Annotated in this window: 18 protein-coding genes; 7 read left to right on the top strand and 11 right to left on the bottom strand. The window is 56.2% G+C overall.

From position 1 onward, the window contains the following. Positions 1–429: 429 nt before the first annotated feature. Complete coding sequence (msrQ, locus tag CLV88_RS15960; protein ID WP_106609404.1) at positions 430–1,029, bottom strand: protein-methionine-sulfoxide reductase heme-binding subunit MsrQ; 600 nt, start codon at positions 1,027–1,029, stop codon at positions 430–432. Between the two features lie 161 nt (positions 1,030–1,190). Between msrQ and CLV88_RS15955 the strand changes: the two genes are divergently transcribed. Further along, entirely contained in the window at positions 1,191–1,847 is a 657-nt protein-coding gene (locus CLV88_RS15955; protein WP_106609403.1) for a hypothetical protein, read from the top strand. Between the two features lie 6 nt (positions 1,848–1,853). On the opposite strand, the gene CLV88_RS23590 is transcribed toward CLV88_RS15955, so the two are convergent. Both CLV88_RS23590 and msrP read right to left on the bottom strand, forming a co-directional pair. Then, positions 1,854–2,060, bottom strand: coding sequence for a GDCCVxC domain-containing (seleno)protein (locus CLV88_RS23590; RefSeq protein ID WP_106609402.1), 207 nt, complete (start codon positions 2,058–2,060; stop codon positions 1,854–1,856). Then, positions 2,057–2,962, bottom strand: a complete 906-nt coding sequence (msrP, locus tag CLV88_RS15945; RefSeq protein ID WP_106609401.1) for a protein-methionine-sulfoxide reductase catalytic subunit MsrP — start codon at positions 2,960–2,962, stop codon at positions 2,057–2,059. The genes CLV88_RS23590 and msrP overlap by 4 nt, the downstream gene beginning before the upstream one ends. 262 nt (positions 2,963–3,224) lie before the next feature. Here msrP and CLV88_RS15940 point away from each other — a divergent pair, with 262 nt between their 5' ends. Together CLV88_RS15940 and CLV88_RS15935 are read left to right on the top strand one after the other, a co-directional pair. Then, positions 3,225–3,650, top strand: coding sequence for a hypothetical protein (locus tag CLV88_RS15940; protein WP_106609400.1), 426 nt, complete (start codon positions 3,225–3,227; stop codon positions 3,648–3,650). After that, complete coding sequence (locus CLV88_RS15935; protein WP_106609399.1) at positions 3,643–4,839, top strand: HlyD family secretion protein; 1,197 nt, start codon at positions 3,643–3,645, stop codon at positions 4,837–4,839. The genes CLV88_RS15940 and CLV88_RS15935 overlap by 8 nt, the downstream gene beginning before the upstream one ends. A gap of 25 nt (positions 4,840–4,864) precedes the next feature. On the opposite strand, the gene CLV88_RS15930 is transcribed toward CLV88_RS15935, so the two are convergent. The 3 genes from CLV88_RS15930 to clpB form a co-directional block, all read right to left on the bottom strand. Then, positions 4,865–6,361, bottom strand: coding sequence for an FMN-binding glutamate synthase family protein (locus CLV88_RS15930; RefSeq protein WP_106609417.1), 1,497 nt, complete (start codon positions 6,359–6,361; stop codon positions 4,865–4,867). Positions 6,362–6,511: 150 nt separating this feature from the next. Next, positions 6,512–6,964, bottom strand: a complete 453-nt coding sequence (locus tag CLV88_RS15925; protein WP_106609398.1) for a GNAT family N-acetyltransferase — start codon at positions 6,962–6,964, stop codon at positions 6,512–6,514. Positions 6,965–7,110: 146 nt separating this feature from the next. Further along, positions 7,111–9,726 (bottom strand): ATP-dependent chaperone ClpB, encoded by a 2,616-nt coding sequence (gene clpB / locus CLV88_RS15920; RefSeq protein ID WP_106609397.1) that lies wholly within the window; start codon positions 9,724–9,726, stop codon positions 7,111–7,113. 255 nt (positions 9,727–9,981) lie between these two features. Between clpB and CLV88_RS15915 the strand changes: the two genes are divergently transcribed. From CLV88_RS15915 to CLV88_RS15905, 3 genes are all read left to right on the top strand, one after another. Then, the gene (locus tag CLV88_RS15915) at positions 9,982–10,242 is read left to right on the top strand and encodes a hypothetical protein (RefSeq protein WP_133169979.1); all 261 of its coding nucleotides are present in this window, start codon (positions 9,982–9,984) and stop codon (positions 10,240–10,242) included. Positions 10,243–10,318: 76 nt separating this feature from the next. Continuing rightward, positions 10,319–11,014: an orotidine-5'-phosphate decarboxylase gene (gene pyrF / locus CLV88_RS15910; RefSeq protein WP_106609395.1), complete on the top strand. Its 696-nt coding sequence runs from the start codon at positions 10,319–10,321 to the stop codon at positions 11,012–11,014. 14 nt (positions 11,015–11,028) lie between these two features. After that, the gene (locus CLV88_RS15905; protein WP_106609394.1) at positions 11,029–11,568 is read left to right on the top strand and encodes a P-loop nucleotide/nucleoside kinase family protein; all 540 of its coding nucleotides are present in this window, start codon (positions 11,029–11,031) and stop codon (positions 11,566–11,568) included. 21 nt (positions 11,569–11,589) lie between these two features. On the opposite strand, the gene CLV88_RS15900 is transcribed toward CLV88_RS15905, so the two are convergent. Together CLV88_RS15900 and CLV88_RS15895 are read right to left on the bottom strand one after the other, a co-directional pair. Continuing rightward, positions 11,590–11,841, bottom strand: a complete 252-nt coding sequence (locus tag CLV88_RS15900) for a hypothetical protein (RefSeq protein WP_106609393.1) — start codon at positions 11,839–11,841, stop codon at positions 11,590–11,592. 45 nt (positions 11,842–11,886) lie between these two features. After that, positions 11,887–12,750, bottom strand: a complete 864-nt coding sequence (locus CLV88_RS15895; protein WP_106609392.1) for an SDR family oxidoreductase — start codon at positions 12,748–12,750, stop codon at positions 11,887–11,889. Between the two features lie 81 nt (positions 12,751–12,831). Here CLV88_RS15895 and CLV88_RS15890 point away from each other — a divergent pair, with 81 nt between their 5' ends. Then, positions 12,832–13,470, top strand: coding sequence for a class I SAM-dependent DNA methyltransferase (locus tag CLV88_RS15890; RefSeq protein ID WP_106609391.1), 639 nt, complete (start codon positions 12,832–12,834; stop codon positions 13,468–13,470). 82 nt (positions 13,471–13,552) lie between these two features. Here the strand turns inward: CLV88_RS15890 and CLV88_RS15885 are convergent, their stop codons facing one another. From CLV88_RS15885 to CLV88_RS15875, 3 genes are read right to left on the bottom strand one after another with little or no spacing between them, the layout of a single operon-like run. After that, positions 13,553–14,338 carry a carnitinyl-CoA dehydratase gene (locus CLV88_RS15885; protein ID WP_106609390.1) on the bottom strand — a complete coding sequence of 262 codons (786 nt, stop codon included), beginning with the start codon at positions 14,336–14,338 and terminating at the stop codon, positions 13,553–13,555. Continuing rightward, positions 14,331–16,355, bottom strand: coding sequence for an acetate--CoA ligase family protein (locus CLV88_RS15880; RefSeq protein ID WP_106609389.1), 2,025 nt, complete (start codon positions 16,353–16,355; stop codon positions 14,331–14,333). The genes CLV88_RS15885 and CLV88_RS15880 overlap by 8 nt, the downstream gene beginning before the upstream one ends. Then, complete coding sequence (locus tag CLV88_RS15875) at positions 16,352–16,636, bottom strand: Rdx family protein (protein ID WP_106609388.1); 285 nt, start codon at positions 16,634–16,636, stop codon at positions 16,352–16,354. The genes CLV88_RS15880 and CLV88_RS15875 overlap by 4 nt, the downstream gene beginning before the upstream one ends. Positions 16,637–16,717: the final 81 nt, after the last annotated feature.

Genomic DNA, 16,717 nt, shown 5'->3' with positions numbered 1-16,717 from the left:
CTCGTCCGCCGCTCCGTCTGGCGCCCCAACCGCGCCTCAGCGCCGCCGGTAAGGGGGGTTCTAAAGTTACCAATCAAAACCCGCAACCCCTTTTTACAAAAAACTCAATATTTGTGCGCTTTTCTGAATTTCCCCATGAAGTGAGTAAGTTACGCGCCACTCATTTCAAAAATGAACCCCTTCGCGCAACTTTATTACTGGTGGTTCGTTCGAAAAAATGCTGCACTTGCACTTATCCACAGAACTACCCACAGAGTGATGCGATTCAGCCTGGGACTCGGCGATAGATTCCCTTGAATCAGGTGAGCAATGCCGATCTCGGTCCGACTCTCGACCTGAGTCTCTCAGGAATTGCCAAATGAATCAGTTCGGAGCTGTTTCGCTTACCGCAGGTCGCCAACTTATAGATGAATCACCCATTTCCTGACTTCAGGCCCGCACCAGTCGCCTGCGTGGGATCAATCTCAGCGCCAGCAGGAAGGCGACGACGACCAAATAGATAATCGGCTCATACTGAAATCCTTTCGCCAGCATTAGAAAGTGTACCGCCCCCAGAACAATCGCGACATAAGTCAACTTATGGAGCACGTGCCAATTGCGCCCGAGCCGACGAACCGACCAATTGTTGGACGTTATGGCCAAGGGCAAAAGCACAATGAACCCTACCATACCGATAGTGACATACGGGCGCTTCAGAATATCCGCCCAGATTTCGGACGGAATCTGCACGTCTAGAACCAACCATACTAGTAGGTGCAGTCCTATATAGAAAAACGCGATCAGTCCGGTTGCGCGACGGAACTTCATGAAGTTCACACCCAAATACCGGCGAAGTGGTGTGATACTCAGGGTCAGGATCAAAACCTGAAGGCCCTTTCGTCCCATCTCGTGCTCCATCGCTTTGACCGGATCTACCCCCAGCCCGCCAGTCAGACCTTGATAGAACAAAAATGTGGGGTAAAGAGCGGCCACTATATAGAGCACCCAGCTCGGCACTTTGCGTGCCGCTGCGTTTAACAAGTCAATCATGGTTTACCTTTGATTTACCAAACGGGCCAAAACCGGGAATGGAAATCAGAACTTCAACGCCACTTCGCCTAAATTCAGCCGGATTACCGATGCAACACTCAGAGCACACACCCGCAATTCGCGGCATTTGACTTACGTTCTTTTTAAAAGGTTCTCTATTCATGAGTTTCGACCTGCATTTGCTCTCACTTGTAATCACCATCACAGGTTCTTGGCTTGTCGCGTTTGGTGTCGCCCGTTGGCTGCGTTCTCGCGATGTTACTTCGGTGCATGCCCGCGACGGTAGCCTTGAATCCGTCTCCAGCCCCACATTGTCCAGCTTTAAGCATTCCGGACCCATTGATTTGGGGAACGGTCTGACTGAGCTGCGCCCCGCTTGGAACATGCGCTTGTTCGCGCCACTTTTGGCTTTGTTCATTCTGCTGGGTGGCAATACGACCGGCGCTTTCAATGCGATTGGGATGTCCAGTCCCACTGCGCAGGTTGCTGTCTATACTGTGCTTGGCCTGCTCTTTGGCTATTTCTGGTCTATGCTGTTGTTTCAACAGCGTGTTGTCTGGGGAAACGGTGTGGTTGCATACTATGGATTGAACATGACCCGAGAGGTGCGCGCACTCGACGATCTGATCGACATTCAACTGCATCATAAACGGCCCATATTGGTCGCACGATTCACCAATCAAAAACCGCTGCACATTCCTATGTATATGTCCCATCGCGACGTCATTATTTCCATGCTTCAGGATGCCGCCGATACCAATGTGAATAACGGAATGATCGTACCAATGACGATTCTGCGCCGCCAGCTTGGCAACTAACCCCGCTCACCCGCACTCTTCACCTAACTGAACAGGTGGGCAGGGCACAGTGCCGTAAGAACAAAAAACACAGCAATCGCCCGGCAGAGGCTTTAACAAGTTCTCACAACTCGGGCATTCGAGAAAGAACTGGCAGGTGTCCGTTGGCATTTCGAACACCTGTTCATGTCCACAGTTGGGACAGCAAATAAGAGACTTTGTCTCTACACTCAAAAATGCACCCTCAGGTCCATACCTTCATACATCTGGGCGACCTCCTCCTCATATCCATTAAACATAAGTGTCGGTTGGCGTTTTGCAAACAAGCCACCGCCAATCGGGCGTTCGCTCGCCTGACTCCAACGTGGGTGATCCACTTCGGGGTTCACGTTGCTGTAGAACTTGTATTCGCTCGAAATCGCCCGGTTCCAGCTGGTCGGCGGCTCTTTATCTGTTAGCGTGATCCGTACAACCGACTTGATCGACTTAAATCCGTATTTCCAAGGCACCACCAACCGCAGGGGTGCGCCGTTCTGGTTCGGGATCGTCTTGCCGTAAATCCCGGTCGCCATGATCGTCAGCGGATGCATCGCCTCGTCCAAGCGCAGCCCCTCAACATACGGCCACTCCAAAAATGGCAAACGCTGGCCCGGCATCTCTTCGGGGCGATAAAGCGTCTCCATCGCCACATATTTTGCTTCTGATTTGACGCCTGCCAGATCCAACAGGTCTTTAAGCTCGAATCCGTTCCAAGGAACCACCATCGACCATGCTTCAACACAGCGGAACCGATAGATGCGCTCCTCGATGGTCATCTTCGACATAATGTCATCAAACGAATAGTCGCCCGGACGATCGACCAAACCATCAATCTTGATCGTCCACGGGCTGGTGGTCAACGCATGAGCGCGCGCGGCCGGGTCATCTTTGCCGGTGCCGAACTCATAAAAGTTGTTGTATTGGGTTATCACGTCCCAATCGGTTGGCTCCAATTCGGCACTGGCGCGCGCGCCAGTTCCTACAAGCCCGGCCAATCCAAACCCGGTCAACCCTGCCATGATCTGACGGCGGTTCAAATATGCCGCCTCTGGTGTGACATCCGCATGTGTCAGGTCGTTTGTCCAACGCTTGGCCATCGGAATCCTCCATCAATGAATTGCGCTCTTGGCTTTGGGTCTTACCCGACTGTTCCACGCTTCCGCCAATGACGTCGACTCACGATGACGTGGGCAACTTGTAACGTTTTATGCACATTAAAGCCCACAGGACTAAAAACTGCGCTTAACCTGACCTTTCGATTGCTTCACCGTTTGGACCGCAGCACCTCTCGGCCAATTCCGTAGACGAAACGGAAATGAGCGACTAAACCCTATCCAAATTGCCATTGAGCAACCGTTGATGGGTATTGATGAGAGTCATTCTATGAGTACAGAGAACACAGCCGAGCACGCCGCCCCAAACTGGTTCGTTCCGCCGGGCGAGGGTGATTTCTTCGCGGTCGTCGCAATCGTGATCCTTGTTGGCGGTCTATATTTGCTTGTTTACCTGTACGCCGCTTTTGATCGTTGGGCCGAGCACAAGTCACAGGGAACGCCACTCGCCAAAACCATTCCGACGTTACTTGCCATTGCATTGCTCTATGAACTGTTCCCACTCAACCACTTTCACATTCTTCTGCCACTTAGCGCGATCCTGATCGCCCTCATGGCCGACTGGTCGCGCTTCCATCTGAATTTTGGAAAAGACGCCGTTCACATTGACAAGCCGGAACCACCACACGATCCGGCACCAAATACAGAAAAGGAGGAGAGCGCCAATGTTTGAGCTCATGATCACCTCCTTCCCCGCCGTTATTCAGTATTTCCTTCTAAAACGACGCGGCGAATCCATGACCGTCTGGAACATGAAAACTGCTGTATTTCTCTGGGCCCTGATGGCGTTCGCCCTGTTCCTGACGATCTTTTACTATCACCCCAAGACTTATGCGGGCGTCGTCCCCTTTCGAACGGTGTCTGTCGTGGCACAAACATCTGGCCCGGTCACCGAAATCGCTGTGGAGAACGGCCAGCGCGTCGAAGTGGGCGACCTGCTGTTTCGCATCGAAAACAGCGCGCAAACCGCTGCCCTGTCCGAAGCGAAGGCGCAGCTTGATCTGCTTGACGCCGAAGAAGCGATTGCCAAGGACAACCAGATCGTTGCCCAATCCACTGTCGAAGAGGCCACAGCCGAACTCAAACGTCTACAGGATGATCTAAAGGACGCCCAGACCTTGCTCCAACGTGGTGCCGGAACAGCTGACGCCGTGCTCGACCTGCAAACAGCCGTCGCCGCAACCGAGGCCGAGCTTCGCGCCGCAGAGGCAACGCTTGATCTGGCCCGGATCGAAATCAGCGAGTCTCTGCCTGCGCGCATCAATGCCGCCGAGGCAGCGGTCGATTCCGCGCAAACCGCGCTCAACTTTACCGAAGTGCACAGTCTGACAGGTGGCGAAATCACGCAGCTTTCGCTCAATGTTGGCAGCCCCGCCACCACACTGGTTCTGCGCCCGGCCATGATCATCATTCCAGATCGCGACCCTGATGTGCCAATCCGTGTTGCCGCCGGGTTTAATCAAGTTGCGGGCGACACACTTTATCCCGGTATGCCTGCCGAAGTAGCGTGCGAAAGCAACGCCAACCTGGGTTTCCGCAATTCGGTTATGCCCGCGCATGTCTTCTCGATCCAACCCGCCATCGCCACCGGTCAGGTCCAGCCAGACTCGCGCCTGCTCGACATGGGCGGCGCGGTTCAGCGCGGCACACTGATGGTACTGCTTGATCCGGTCTACCCCGAGCACGAAGATATGCTAATCGACGGTTCGGGGTGCATTGTGCAAACCTACACCAGCAATATTGACGGCCTCTTTGGCCACGTGGTTGCTGGCACCGGAATGATCAAGGCCGCCGGCCTGCGCCTCAAAGTGTTCGGGTCCATTCTGTCAGGCGTTGGTCTTCTAGGCGGTGGCGGACACTAGTTCCGCCGCGCTCAACCAAAGCAAATTATAAGGACCCATCCGTGGCAACATACCCCGGATAAATCTCGTTCATTGGCACAGACCGCCCGTTGGGCTGCACCAGCCGCACATGGCGGCGGCGCAGCTTGCGTGGCTCTGGCACGCCCACCGAATGCGAGATCGTCTCAACTTCTTTGACAATCGCTTTCGCATACCGCGCCACACGCTTGTATTTCTGTTCAACCACCAGCCCCTTTTGGAACCTCGGATCATGGGTCGTGATCCCGGTCGGGCATGTGTTCTTGTTGCATTTCAGCGCCTGAATACATCCGAGCGAGAACATGAATCCGCGTGCAGAGGTAACAAAATCCGCCCCCGCCGCCAGTGCCCATGCAATGTCACCCGGATTGACCAGCTTGCCGCTCGCAACCAGACGAATGCGGTTGTTCAGATCAAACTCGGCCCGCAGGTTCGCCACCAGCGGCAGCGCCTCTCGTACCGGCAATCCAACCAGATCAATCAGCGGCATCGGAGCGGCACCGGTCCCGCCTTCACCGCCATCAATTGTGATGAAATCCAGCGCTGAATCCGCGCCGCGCCGTGCGATCGTCTCAAACAGTTCGCGGAAGGATTCTTCGGCTCCGACAACCGTTTTAATCCCAACAGGTTTGCCCGTAACATCCCGAATATGGCAGATCATGTCGAGCAGATGGTCAAAATTATCGATCTCCCGATGCCGGTTCGGCGATATCCCATCCTGCCCCACCTTGAGGCCCCTGATTTTTGCAATTTCTTCAGTGACTTTTTCACCGGGCAATATCCCGCCCTTACCGGGCTTGGCTCCTTGTGCCATCTTGATCTCGAACATGCGAACAGTCTCATGCGCGGCAATATCGCGCAGCTTTTCATCACTCAAACCGCCATCGTCATCGCGCACACCAAATTTGGCGGTCCCAATCTGGTAAACAAGATCGCACCCACCTTCCAAATGAAACGGCGACACGCCCCCTTCACCCGTGTTCAACCAGACTCCGGCCTCCTTTGCGCCCTTGCTCAGCGCCTGCACCGCCGGTTTCGAAATCGCGCCATAACTCATGCCCGAGATGTTGAAGATCGACGGCGCCAGAAACGGCGCACGCGCAGTTGGCCCGATCAACAATGGCTCGCTCTTGGCGTATTGGTCATCCAGCGGTGGGAAGGGGTCATTCACAAAAATCGGTGTCCCCGGCACATTCAGATTGCGCGTCGAACCAAAGGCTATCGTATTGCTCGACCCAGACCCGGCCCGTCCAACCCATTCGCGCTGCGCACGGTTAAACGGCAATTCCTCACGATCCATCGCAAAGAAGTACTGTCGAAAAAACTCACCCAACTCTGAAAAGATATGTCGAAACCGCCCAATCACCGGGTAATTCCGCCGGATCGCATCCTCGGTCTGCCGCCGATCAATCACAAACATTACCGCAACCGCCAGCGCCAACAGCGCGAACAAAAGCACAAAGGCCAGCCCCAGAAACTCTACGACACCAAACGCCTGCTCCATGGCATTATTCATTTTAACAATCCTTGCTTCTGGGTCTCAGGGAAATTCCTCGCCGTCCCAAACTGGAGCCAAGTTCCCCTGTACGGCAAGTCACATTTGCCTACGCTAGCGCGAGAACCGTTACAGCTTCGTCAAACATCGCCAACCGCGTTACGGCTTTTCAACCACGTGCCGCTTCTGAAACCCGGTCTTTGTCTGCTGAAATCCAGCCCGTTGGTAAAACGCCAATGTCGACGCTTCCGTGCTCCCCGTCATCAACATCACTTTGTAACACCCGGCGTCCCACGCGCGCGCGCAGGCTGCATCCAGAATCCGCGTCCCATGTCCACAACCGCGATAATCTGAATGGGTCACCACGTTTTCGATCAACGCATAGGGGCGGCCCAACCGAGTCAGGTTTGGAATAATCACAACGGCACAAGACGCAACGCACTCACCATCGAGTTCACCCACAAGGATCGCACTGCCACGATAGGCACCGAACGCATCAAAAATTTCTTCCGCCCGCGTTGTTTCTATCGGCACATTGGTCGGCGACAGATGTGTATAAAGCGCCAAAATCGCGCCAAGGTCGATGCGCTTAGCCTCCCGAATTTCAAGCATCTCACAATTCCAATTTTACCGCACTCACAATCCATTTTACCGCCAACTGGCGACCAGAATCCGTCTCAATGTGATCCATTATCCAAGAAAAAGCCCCACGCAAATGCACAGGGCTTTCTCTACACTTAATCTAGACATTTTTCAGGTCAATGCACCACAGCATCATCTGGCTTGGGCCTGTCGCTCGTGCCAACCCTGTCACCAATAATCAACCCCTCAGCGCCAGAACTCACCGGCACGGAATCGCCATCCTTGATGTCGCCCGCCAACAGCGCCTCGGCCAGTGGGTTTTGTAACGCCCTTTGAATGACTCGCTTTAACGGACGCGCGCCGAACACCGGATCATAGCCTTCATCCGCCAGCCACGTCTTGGCCGCATCATCCAATACAACCTCGATCTTGCGCGCCGCCAAACGGGCTCGCAAACGGGCCAGCTGAATATCAACAATGCCGTCCATGTCCTGACGCGCCAGACGGTCAAATATGATCGTCTCGTCCAAACGGTTCAGGAACTCAGGCCGGAAATGGGCACGCACTGCGTCCATCACATCCCGCCGCGCATCTGCTGCGTCCGCGCCTTCCGGCAACTGGCTCAGCGCCTGCGCCCCAAGGTTAGACGTCAGAATGATCAGCGTCTGTTTGAAATCGACGGTGCGCCCTTGTCCATCGGTCAGCACACCATCATCCAGCACCTGCAACAGCACGTTGAACACATCCGGATGCGCCTTTTCGACCTCATCAAACAGCACAACCTGATAGGGGCGACGCCGCACCGCTTCGGTCAGCACCCCTCCCTCGTCATAGCCGACATAGCCCGGAGGCGCCCCAATCAGCCGTGCAACCGAATGCTTTTCCATAAACTCGGACATGTCGATGCGCACCATCGCGTTGTCATCGTCAAACAGAAACTCGGCAACTGCCTTGGTCAACTCGGTCTTCCCGACACCCGTTGGCCCAAGGAACAAAAACGACCCCAGCGGGCGGTTTTCATCGTTCAACCCTGCCCGCGCCCGACGCACAGCATTGGAGACCGCCGTCACCGCGCTATTCTGTCCAATCACCCGAGCATGCAAGTCGTCTTCCATCCGGAGCAATTTCTCGCGTTCGCCTTCCAGCATTTTTGACGTCGGGATTCCCGTCCAACGCTCAACAACCAGCGCGATCTGTTCGGGGCGCACAGCCTCTTCGATTGTCGCCTCAGCGCCGACTGCTTCGGCCTCTTCCAACTTCTTTTCCAGCCCCGGAATTACGCCATAGCTCAGCTCACCAGCCTTGCCCAAATTGCCTTCTCGCTTGGCGATTTCCAGCTCAGCCCGCGCATGATCTAACTGCTCTTTCAGATCCCGCGCCGACGCGAGCTTGTCGCGTCCCGCCTGCCAAGCCGCCGTCATCTCCGCCGATTTGTCTTGCAAATCAGCAAGGTCTTTCTGCAACACCTCCAGCCGATCCTTGGACGCCTGATCGTCTTCCAGCTTCAACGCCTCTTCCTCGATCTGCAATTGCAGGATCTGCCGGTCCAGCGCGTCCAGCTCTTCGGGTTTGGAGTCTACTTCCATCCTCAATCGGCTTGCCGCTTCATCTACAAGGTCAATCGCCTTGTCCGGCAGAAACCGGTCCGTGATATAGCGTTGCGACAGAGTCGACGCCGCCACAAGGGCACTGTCCGAAATCCGCACGCCGTGGTGCAGCTCGTATTTCTCCTTAATGCCTCGCAGGATCGAGATCGTGTCTTCTACAGTCGGTTCCTCAATCATCACCGGCTGGAAACGCCGCGCCAATGCTGCGTCTTTTTCGACGTATTTGCGGTACTCATCCAACGTTGTCGCACCGATACAATGCAGTTCACCACGTGCCAGCGCCGGCTTGATCAGATTGGCCGCATCCATCGCCCCATCCGATTTACCTGCCCCAACCAACGTATGCATCTCGTCAATGAACAGAATGATCTCGCCCGCCGCCTGGGTGACTTCGGTCAGAACCGCCTTCAAACGCTCCTCAAATTCACCGCGATATTTTGCACCGGCAATCAGCGCACCCATGTCCAGCGACAACAACTTCTTGTTGCGCAAACTCTCAGGCACATCGCCATTCACAATGCGCAGCGCCATACCCTCGGCAATCGCGGTCTTGCCCACGCCCGGTTCACCGATCAAAACTGGGTTGTTCTTGGTTCGACGACTCAGAACCTGCATTGCGCGGCGAATCTCATCATCGCGGCCGATAATCGGGTCAATCTTACCCTCAGCCGCCGCAACCGTCAGATCGCTTGCGTATTTCTTTAGCGCATCATAGCCCTCTTCAGCACTGGCTGAATCCGCCGTGCGTCCCTTACGAATGTCATTGATCGCGGCATTCAGCGCCTGCGCATTCACCGCGCCTGCTTCCAACGCATCTTTGGCCTTGGACTTCACCATAACCAGTGCCATCAGAAGCCGCTCGACAGGTACAAAACTGTCGCCCGCTTTCTTGGCAACCTTCTCTGCCTCGCCCAACACCTTGGCCGTTGTATTGTCCAGGTAAGGCTGCCCAGTATCACCACTCACTTGTGGGATTTTCTGCATAGCCGCGTCATTTACCTCGCGGACCCGCTCAGGCGCGCCACCGGCACGGGTGATCAAGTTGGCAGCAAGCCCCTGATCATCATCCATCAAAGCTTTCAAAAGATGCTCGGGCACCAGTCGCTGGTGGTTCTCACGCATCGCAATGGTCTGTGCGGCTTGAATAAACCCGCGCGACCGCTCCGTGAACTTGCTCAAGTCCATGGTCACTCTCCTTCTACAAGCGCCCAGCTTTGGTCTGACGCCCGCTTAGCGGCACGTCCCAGTATCGGGCCTCATGTGTCATTTGGGCACCACCTGGCGCGTGTTCAAGGTATCATGTCGCCATTTCGCAAAAAATTAGTCAACCGCGCAGTGCCACCCAAAAATCGATCTAGAAACGCCCATCTTGCTGACCAATTTCGCCCCATTTGTCCGGCCTAATCACCCCAACGAGCAGCAAAACAAATGGAGGGCGCAATGTACGTCACCGATATTCAAATTAGCAATCCGACATACCGTCAAACACTCGGCGAACTCAGCGCTGTCGTCTCACTCAGCACAGACGACAGAGACGTGCGCATGCTCTGCGCCGTGCCCAGCGAACCCGAGGAAACCGGGCGCAAAGGCCGCCTTGCCCTGATACGCGACGCGCTGCGCCAACTGCGCCGTATGCCAGAACACCGCACAGGCCGCGAAGATATCTCCTTTGCACCCGGAATCGTGCCCTCGGAACTCTGATCTGACACCGCACAGGTCTTGACGCCGCACGTCAACGCGGCAACAAGGGCGCATCCCCATTCTCAGGAGCGCCCTCATGTCCGACGACCGTTTGATCGTAGCCCTTGACGTGCCCAACGCACTGCAAGGGCTTCAACTTGCCCAATCCCTTGGCGACACCGTTTCGTTTTACAAAATCGGTCTTGGTATGTTGACCGGTGGTGGCCTTGCGCTCGCACATGAGCTGAAACAGGACATGGGCAAGCGCATATTTCTGGACATGAAACTGTTCGACATCGGCAATACCGTCGAAAGCGCCGTGCGCGGGCTGGCACAGTTCGACCTCGATTTCCTGACGGTCCACGGCGACCCCCACGTTGTGCGCGCCGCCAAAGAAGGTGCCGCTGGAACCAATCTCAAGATCCTCGGTGTCACCATCCTCACCTCACTGGATCGCGGTGATCTTGATGCCAGCCTGATCAAGCCCGGCGACATACAGGACGTCGTGACCGAACGCGCCGCCAAAGCGTTTGAGGCCGGTGCCGACGGCGTCATCGCCTCTCCACAAGAGGCCGCCCTGATCCGCGCTTTGCCCGAAGCCACAAATCGCCTCATCGTAACCCCCGGCGTCCGGCCGACTGGCGCAGCACTCGGCGACCAAAAACGCGTCGCAACCCCCGCATCCGCCATTTCTGACGGCGCCGACCATATCGTTGTTGGACGGCCAATTCATGGCTCCGACAATCCCAAAGGTGCGGCGCAGGCCATCGTCAACGAGTTGTCATCAATCTGAGAGAAACCCGAACGATGAAAACAGCTCTCATCGTCACCGGACTCCCAGCGAGCGGCAAAACAACAGTCGCTCGCAAAATTTCACGGTCACTATCTTGGCCGCTGCTGGACAAAGACGATTTTCTCGAAGCGCTCTATGATCGACATGGCGTCTCGGACTGGGCTGCGCGAAAACGCCTAAGTCGGCAAAGCGATGTCTTATTCCAGCATGCCGCCTGTAAACTCGACCATGTGGTGCTCGTTTCTCACTGGCGACCATCACCGGATGATCCCAGCGGCACACCGACGGAATGGCTGCACCACAGTTTTGATCACATCGCCGAGCTACATTGCTCTTGCACTGCGAAAACTGCCGCGGACCGCTTTCTTACCCGCAAACGGCACCCCGGACATATGGACGCTGATCGACCCTCGGATCTGCTTTTCCTCCAATTTGAACGCCTCGAAACACTATACCCTCTGTTTCCCAGAAATAGCTTTACGATCGACACCGAAACCACCCTTTATCAGACTCAATTGCTCGCTCAGGTGCGCGCGCTGCTTACCAATCGATGAACTACGCTGACTCATAGCGCCTCATAGATTAACGTCGTTAACCTCATTCTTCATAAACGCAACCATCCGCGCTTCGATCTGTCGTTCCGCCAAACATAATCGCGCCAGCGCAGCCTCAAACTCAAACGCCAGCTCCCGGCGCAAGGCCGAGGCCAGCAAAGTCATCTTTTCACCGGCCACCGCTTTGTGCGCTTCCGCTAGCTTGTCCCACTCTCGCCGCGCGCGACGCTTTTCACGTCCCTTCAGCGGCGGTGCTTCTTGTGAATCTAACATCTAAAAAGTTCCTCGCTAACAACACCCAATGCTGCCGCCAAGACCTTAAGATTCGGTAAGCCGCTCCTGCTCGAGCATCGCCTTTAACGCATCGCGATAGTTAGGATATTCAAGCACAACACCCAGCTCGTCCTTGATGCGATCATTACGCACCCGCTTGCTGTCACTGTAGAAACTGCGCGCCATCGGTGTCATCTCGGCCTCTTCGAACGACACTTCCGGCGGCGATTCCATCCCCAGCAATTCCGCGGCATAGGTTAAAATATCCTGCGGAGGAGCCGGGCTGTCATCACAAACATTATACGTCCGCCCCGGATTTGGCGCATTCATCGACGCCTCCAGAACCTGCGCAATATCGTTTACATGCGCGCGCGAAAAAACTTGGTTCTTCTTGATGATCCGCCGTGCCGTGCCCTTGCGTAGCTTTGCAAATGGCCCGCGCCCGGGGCCATAAATCCCCGCCAGCCGAAACACATGCAACGGCAGACCTTCCACATCGTGCCATTCCGCTTCGGCTAACACGCGCATCTTGCCACGCACACCACCAGGATCAAGCGGCGTGTCCTCGTCGACCCAGCCGCCATCCATGTCGCCATAGACACCCGTCGTCGACAGATACCCGACCCACGCCAAATCCTGCCCGGCCGCACTCAAAGCATCGCGCCCAGCGCGCAAAACAGGATCGCCATCTTTGTCCGGACGGATCGACGTCAAAACATGGCTGACACCGTCCAAAGCTTTGTCAAAATCCAACGGCCACTGCATCGGCTCCACACCAGCAGCTTCCAATTCCGGCATTTGTGCTGCGTCTCGCACCGAGCCAATAACGCGCCAGCCCCGCGGCTCCAGACGCCGCGCCAACGCGCGCGCCGTGTATCCGTGGCCCAAAGAAAGCAAAGTCCCAGTCATGGCCGCAACCTGCCCCCACCTTTCGCCAGACACAAGTACCCGCCTCTTGTTTTTACGTCTCACATCTCGTTGACTGTCCAAATGTGCCCAAAAAACAGTCCGAGCCTTGATGCCGCCTACAGCCTCGAAACCCCTCAGGATTCCGTGCGCCTCTATGCCGATTGGGCGGACACCTACGATAGCAACTTCGCCCAATCCTCCGACTACATCTTGCCGGCGCAGGTTGCGCATCACTTCGCGGTGTCAGGTGGCAACGGCCCGATCCTCGACGTCGGCGCAGGTACCGGCCTGTGCGCTGTCGAACTCGCCAAGTACAATGTCGGCCCGATTGACGCCACCGACATCTCGCCCGACATGCTCGAAATCGCACGTACCAAATCGCTTTACCATGCACTCATCGTGGCTGACCTTACAAAATCGCTGCCCATTCCAGATGCCACCTATTGTGGCATTGTCAGCTCCGGCACCTTCACCAATGGCCATGTTGGCCCAGATGCATTTGACGAGCTTGTGCGCATCACCCGTCCCGGCGGACTGCTTGTTCTCTCTATCAACGCACAACACTTCGCCGCCGCCGGGTTCGAGGCTAAACTGGCCGGCCTTTCAACTCAGATTTCAGACCTAACCCTAACCGCGGTGCGCTTCTACGGCCCAAACTCCACTGGTCCTCACAAAGACGACACCGGCTTCCTAGCCACCTTCCGGCGCGCACCAGACTAGTCGTCCCAGAGCGCAACAATCATTTCTCAATGTTGAAAAATTCCTATTTCTAACATCGCACCCCAAAGCAAACACCTACAGTTCATCGCCCCTTCCAAACCGGATCGCGCTTCTCAGCAAAGGCTTTTGCCCCCTCCAACTGATCCTCGCTGTCATACAGCACATCTACCGTGCACAACTGACGTTGTGTGATGTGGTTCATCGCATCCTGAAATTTCTTATCTTCCGCATCGCGTACAATCTCCTTGATCGCCGCATAAACCAATGGAGGCCCACTCGCCAAAAGCCGCGCCAACTCCCAGGCACGGCCCATCAACTGATCGCCCGGTACAATCTCGTTCACCAGTCCCCAGCGATGCGCTTCGTCTGCGTTAAACCAACGCCCCGTCAGCAAAAGCTCCATCGCAATGTGATAAGGTATCCGTTTGGGCAGCTTCACACTCGCCGCATCAGCCACTGTTCCCGATCGAATCTCAGGCAGGGCAAAGCTCGCGTGATCCGCTGCCAGAATAATATCGCCCGAAATCGCCAGCTCCAGCCCGCCACCACAGGCAATACCGTTCACGGCAGAAATGACCGGCTTGTTCATGTCGCGTAGCTCTTGCAACCCGCCAAAACCGCCCACGCCATAATCCCCGTCGACCGCATCACCATCCGCAGCCGCCTTCAGATCCCATCCAGGACAAAAGAACTTTTCGCCACCTCCTGTCAGGATCGCCACCCGCAGCTCAGGATCGTCGCGAAAATCACGAAACACATCGCCCATGATTCTGCTTGTCGCCAAGTCAATCGCATTCGCTTTTGGCCGGTCCAGCGTGACCAAGAGGACTGCACCGTCGCGCCGGGTTTTCACGGGTGTTTCACTCATCATTCTCTCCTTTGCGGATCAACGCATCTACCGCCACTGCGCGCTCTGGTGTGCAGATCAACGGGTTAATTTCAGCCTCACTTAGCGTCGCGGAATTGGCAATCACATAGTTCTGGATCGCATCAACACAGTCCAATATCACATCCAGATTCGCGGCCTCAGCACCGCGAAACCCAGAAAGTAGTTTCGCCGTTTTCAGCATGAATAGAGCCTGTTTCACGCTCTCCCGATCACTGGGAACCAACACGGAAACTCTGTCTTCCAACAGCTCGGTCAAAACACCGCCTGCCGCCAAGGTCAAAACAAACCCATGTGCAGGATCACGCGTCACTCCAACCAGCAACTCAGCCACACCTCCAGAAATCATTTCTTCTACCAAGAACGTTTCGCACGGCACGTCATTCGCTGCGTTAACCAGCCCTTCAGGCATCACACCAACCCGCACGGCCTCAGCCTCGGTCTTATGTGCTATCCCTTGCCCTTTCAGGACCAAGGGCGGGCGCAGCTCCTCCGCCGCTTTCACAATGTCTTCGCCGGCCCCAACCGTCACGCGTTTGGGCACGTCCACACCAAACCCAGCCAGTTCCGCCTTTGCGCCGGCCTCGCTCATGATCATCTCGCCCGCCACGCCCGGAAGGCATAGCTCCATCGGCTCTGGCGCCCTGATCCGCGCGGCTGCTGACACCGCATGTGCCGCTTCATAAAGCCCAAAGAACGGCACCACACCACCGGCAATCAACGTCTCAGCTACATCGCCGGGCATCAACTCAGGCAGGCTCGAGACAACGGCAAACGGTCGCCCCGTTTTGGCCCGCGCCTGAATGGCCGCTTTAGTCGCACAATCCCAGTCCATCCGCTCTTCATGCGGATAATCCACCACCGACATTGTCAGCGCGGTCCCATCATCGGTCATCGCGCCCCACGCATGTGCCATCTTTTCCGCATCCCGCCAGATATATGTGTGGTAATCTAGTGGATTGGCCAAGGCCACCATGGGCCCCAACACCTCAGCCAGTTCCGCGCGCTGACGGCCCGTGAGTGTCGGAAAGGCAAGCCCCGCCACCGCCGCAGTGTCTGCCATCAGACTCGCTTCGCCCCCTGAGCAACTGATCGACGCAACCCGCGTCGACGCGAGCGGCCCCACCATATGCAAAAGCTTCAGCGTCTCCAGAAACACAGGTAAATCGCGCACCCTTGCAAATCCAAGCCTCGCAATCAGCGCATCCGCGCCTGCATCACTCCCCGCCAGAGACGCCGTATGCGACACCGTCGCAGCCTGCGCCTGCTCAGACGCGCCTACCTTCAATACGACGACAGGCACACTTTTTTCATATGCCGCCCGAGCAAAAGCCTCCCAACCACGCAACTCGGAAAACCCCTCGACATGCAAACCGATTGCCGTCACCCGCTCATCATCCAAGAGCGCGCGCGCAATCTCGGCTTGGCTCAACTGCGCCATGTTTCCGCATGTCGCAACATAGGAAATTGGCACCCCCCGCCGCTGATTGGTCAGATTGATCGCGATGTTGGACGACTGCGTCAAAATCGCGACCCCTCGCTCTACGCGCGCGCACCCGTGTTGATCCGGCCAGATCGCGACCCCGTCCAACGCGTTGATCAACCCGTAGCAATTTGGCCCCAAAATCGGCATCTGACCCGCCGCTCTGGTAAGTTCAGCCTGAAGATCCACAGCTCCCGCATCCTCGGTCGCGGCTTCTGAAAACCCAGACGCAAAACAAACCGCCCCCCCGGCCCCCATTCCGGCCAACCGACGCACAGCTTCAACACTCGCGTGCCGATTGATACCAACAAATGCCGCATCCGGCGGAGCAGGCAAATCTTCCAAAGCAGCAAATGTCGCAACGCCACCAACCGCCTCCGCTCTGGGATGCACAGGCCAAATCGCGCCCGAAAATCCCAGCTTGCGCAACTGTCGCACTACCTCACCGCACCACGCACCGCCCCCAATCACCGCTACGCTTTTGGGGTGCAGCAATCTTCGCAGGTCATGCATCATTCATCCCTCCGATCGACATGCCCCAGGTCTTTTTCCGGGTCGATCACATCCCGCACCCGCCTCTTCAACTCCTTTGCTTCGGGAAATCCGCCGTCCCGCTTGCGCTCCCAAACAAGGACCTCACCGACCCGCACTTCAAAAACTCCCCCCATTTCGCCCGGAACGATGGTCACACCACCCAAGTCGGTGCTGAATGTCTGCAACAACTCCTGTGCTAGCCACCCGGCTCTGAGCAGCCAGTTGCATCCCGTGCAATACTCAATTTCAACAATCATTTTCATGTGACGTTCCCTTTGAACTTCAACTCAAAAACCTCAATGCACTCGATCTGTGCCAGTGAAGGATGCCTTCGGCGAGGATAT

Source organism: Shimia abyssi, assembly GCF_003014475.1.
Taxonomy (GTDB): Bacteria; Pseudomonadota; Alphaproteobacteria; order Rhodobacterales; family Rhodobacteraceae; genus Shimia; species Shimia abyssi.
Note: the sequence above shows the minus strand (reverse complement) of the source record. Positions and strands in the feature narration are given on the sequence as shown.

Coding starts and splice junctions, on each gene's coding strand:
- clpB (WP_106609397.1), bottom strand. CDS start 9,726: ATGGACTTGAGCAAGTTCACGGAGCGGTCGCGCGGGTTTATTCAAGCC.
- CLV88_RS15935 (WP_106609399.1), top strand. CDS start 3,643: ATGTTTGAGCTCATGATCACCTCCTTCCCCGCCGTTATTCAGTATTTC.
- msrQ (WP_106609404.1), bottom strand. CDS start 1,029: ATGATTGACTTGTTAAACGCAGCGGCACGCAAAGTGCCGAGCTGGGTG.
- CLV88_RS15925 (WP_106609398.1), bottom strand. CDS start 6,964: ATGCTTGAAATTCGGGAGGCTAAGCGCATCGACCTTGGCGCGATTTTG.
- msrP (WP_106609401.1), bottom strand. CDS start 2,962: ATGGCCAAGCGTTGGACAAACGACCTGACACATGCGGATGTCACACCA.
- CLV88_RS15890 (WP_106609391.1), top strand. CDS start 12,832: ATGTGCCCAAAAAACAGTCCGAGCCTTGATGCCGCCTACAGCCTCGAA.
- CLV88_RS15905 (WP_106609394.1), top strand. CDS start 11,029: ATGAAAACAGCTCTCATCGTCACCGGACTCCCAGCGAGCGGCAAAACA.
- CLV88_RS15885 (WP_106609390.1), bottom strand. CDS start 14,338: ATGAGTGAAACACCCGTGAAAACCCGGCGCGACGGTGCAGTCCTCTTG.
- CLV88_RS15900 (WP_106609393.1), bottom strand. CDS start 11,841: ATGTTAGATTCACAAGAAGCACCGCCGCTGAAGGGACGTGAAAAGCGT.
- CLV88_RS15930 (WP_106609417.1), bottom strand. CDS start 6,361: ATGGAGCAGGCGTTTGGTGTCGTAGAGTTTCTGGGGCTGGCCTTTGTG.
- pyrF (WP_106609395.1), top strand. CDS start 10,319: ATGTCCGACGACCGTTTGATCGTAGCCCTTGACGTGCCCAACGCACTG.
- CLV88_RS15895 (WP_106609392.1), bottom strand. CDS start 12,750: ATGACTGGGACTTTGCTTTCTTTGGGCCACGGATACACGGCGCGCGCG.
- CLV88_RS15940 (WP_106609400.1), top strand. CDS start 3,225: ATGGGTATTGATGAGAGTCATTCTATGAGTACAGAGAACACAGCCGAG.
- CLV88_RS15875 (WP_106609388.1), bottom strand. CDS start 16,636: ATGAAAATGATTGTTGAAATTGAGTATTGCACGGGATGCAACTGGCTG.
- CLV88_RS15955 (WP_106609403.1), top strand. CDS start 1,191: ATGAGTTTCGACCTGCATTTGCTCTCACTTGTAATCACCATCACAGGT.
- CLV88_RS15915 (WP_133169979.1), top strand. CDS start 9,982: ATGTACGTCACCGATATTCAAATTAGCAATCCGACATACCGTCAAACA.
- CLV88_RS15880 (WP_106609389.1), bottom strand. CDS start 16,355: ATGATGCATGACCTGCGAAGATTGCTGCACCCCAAAAGCGTAGCGGTG.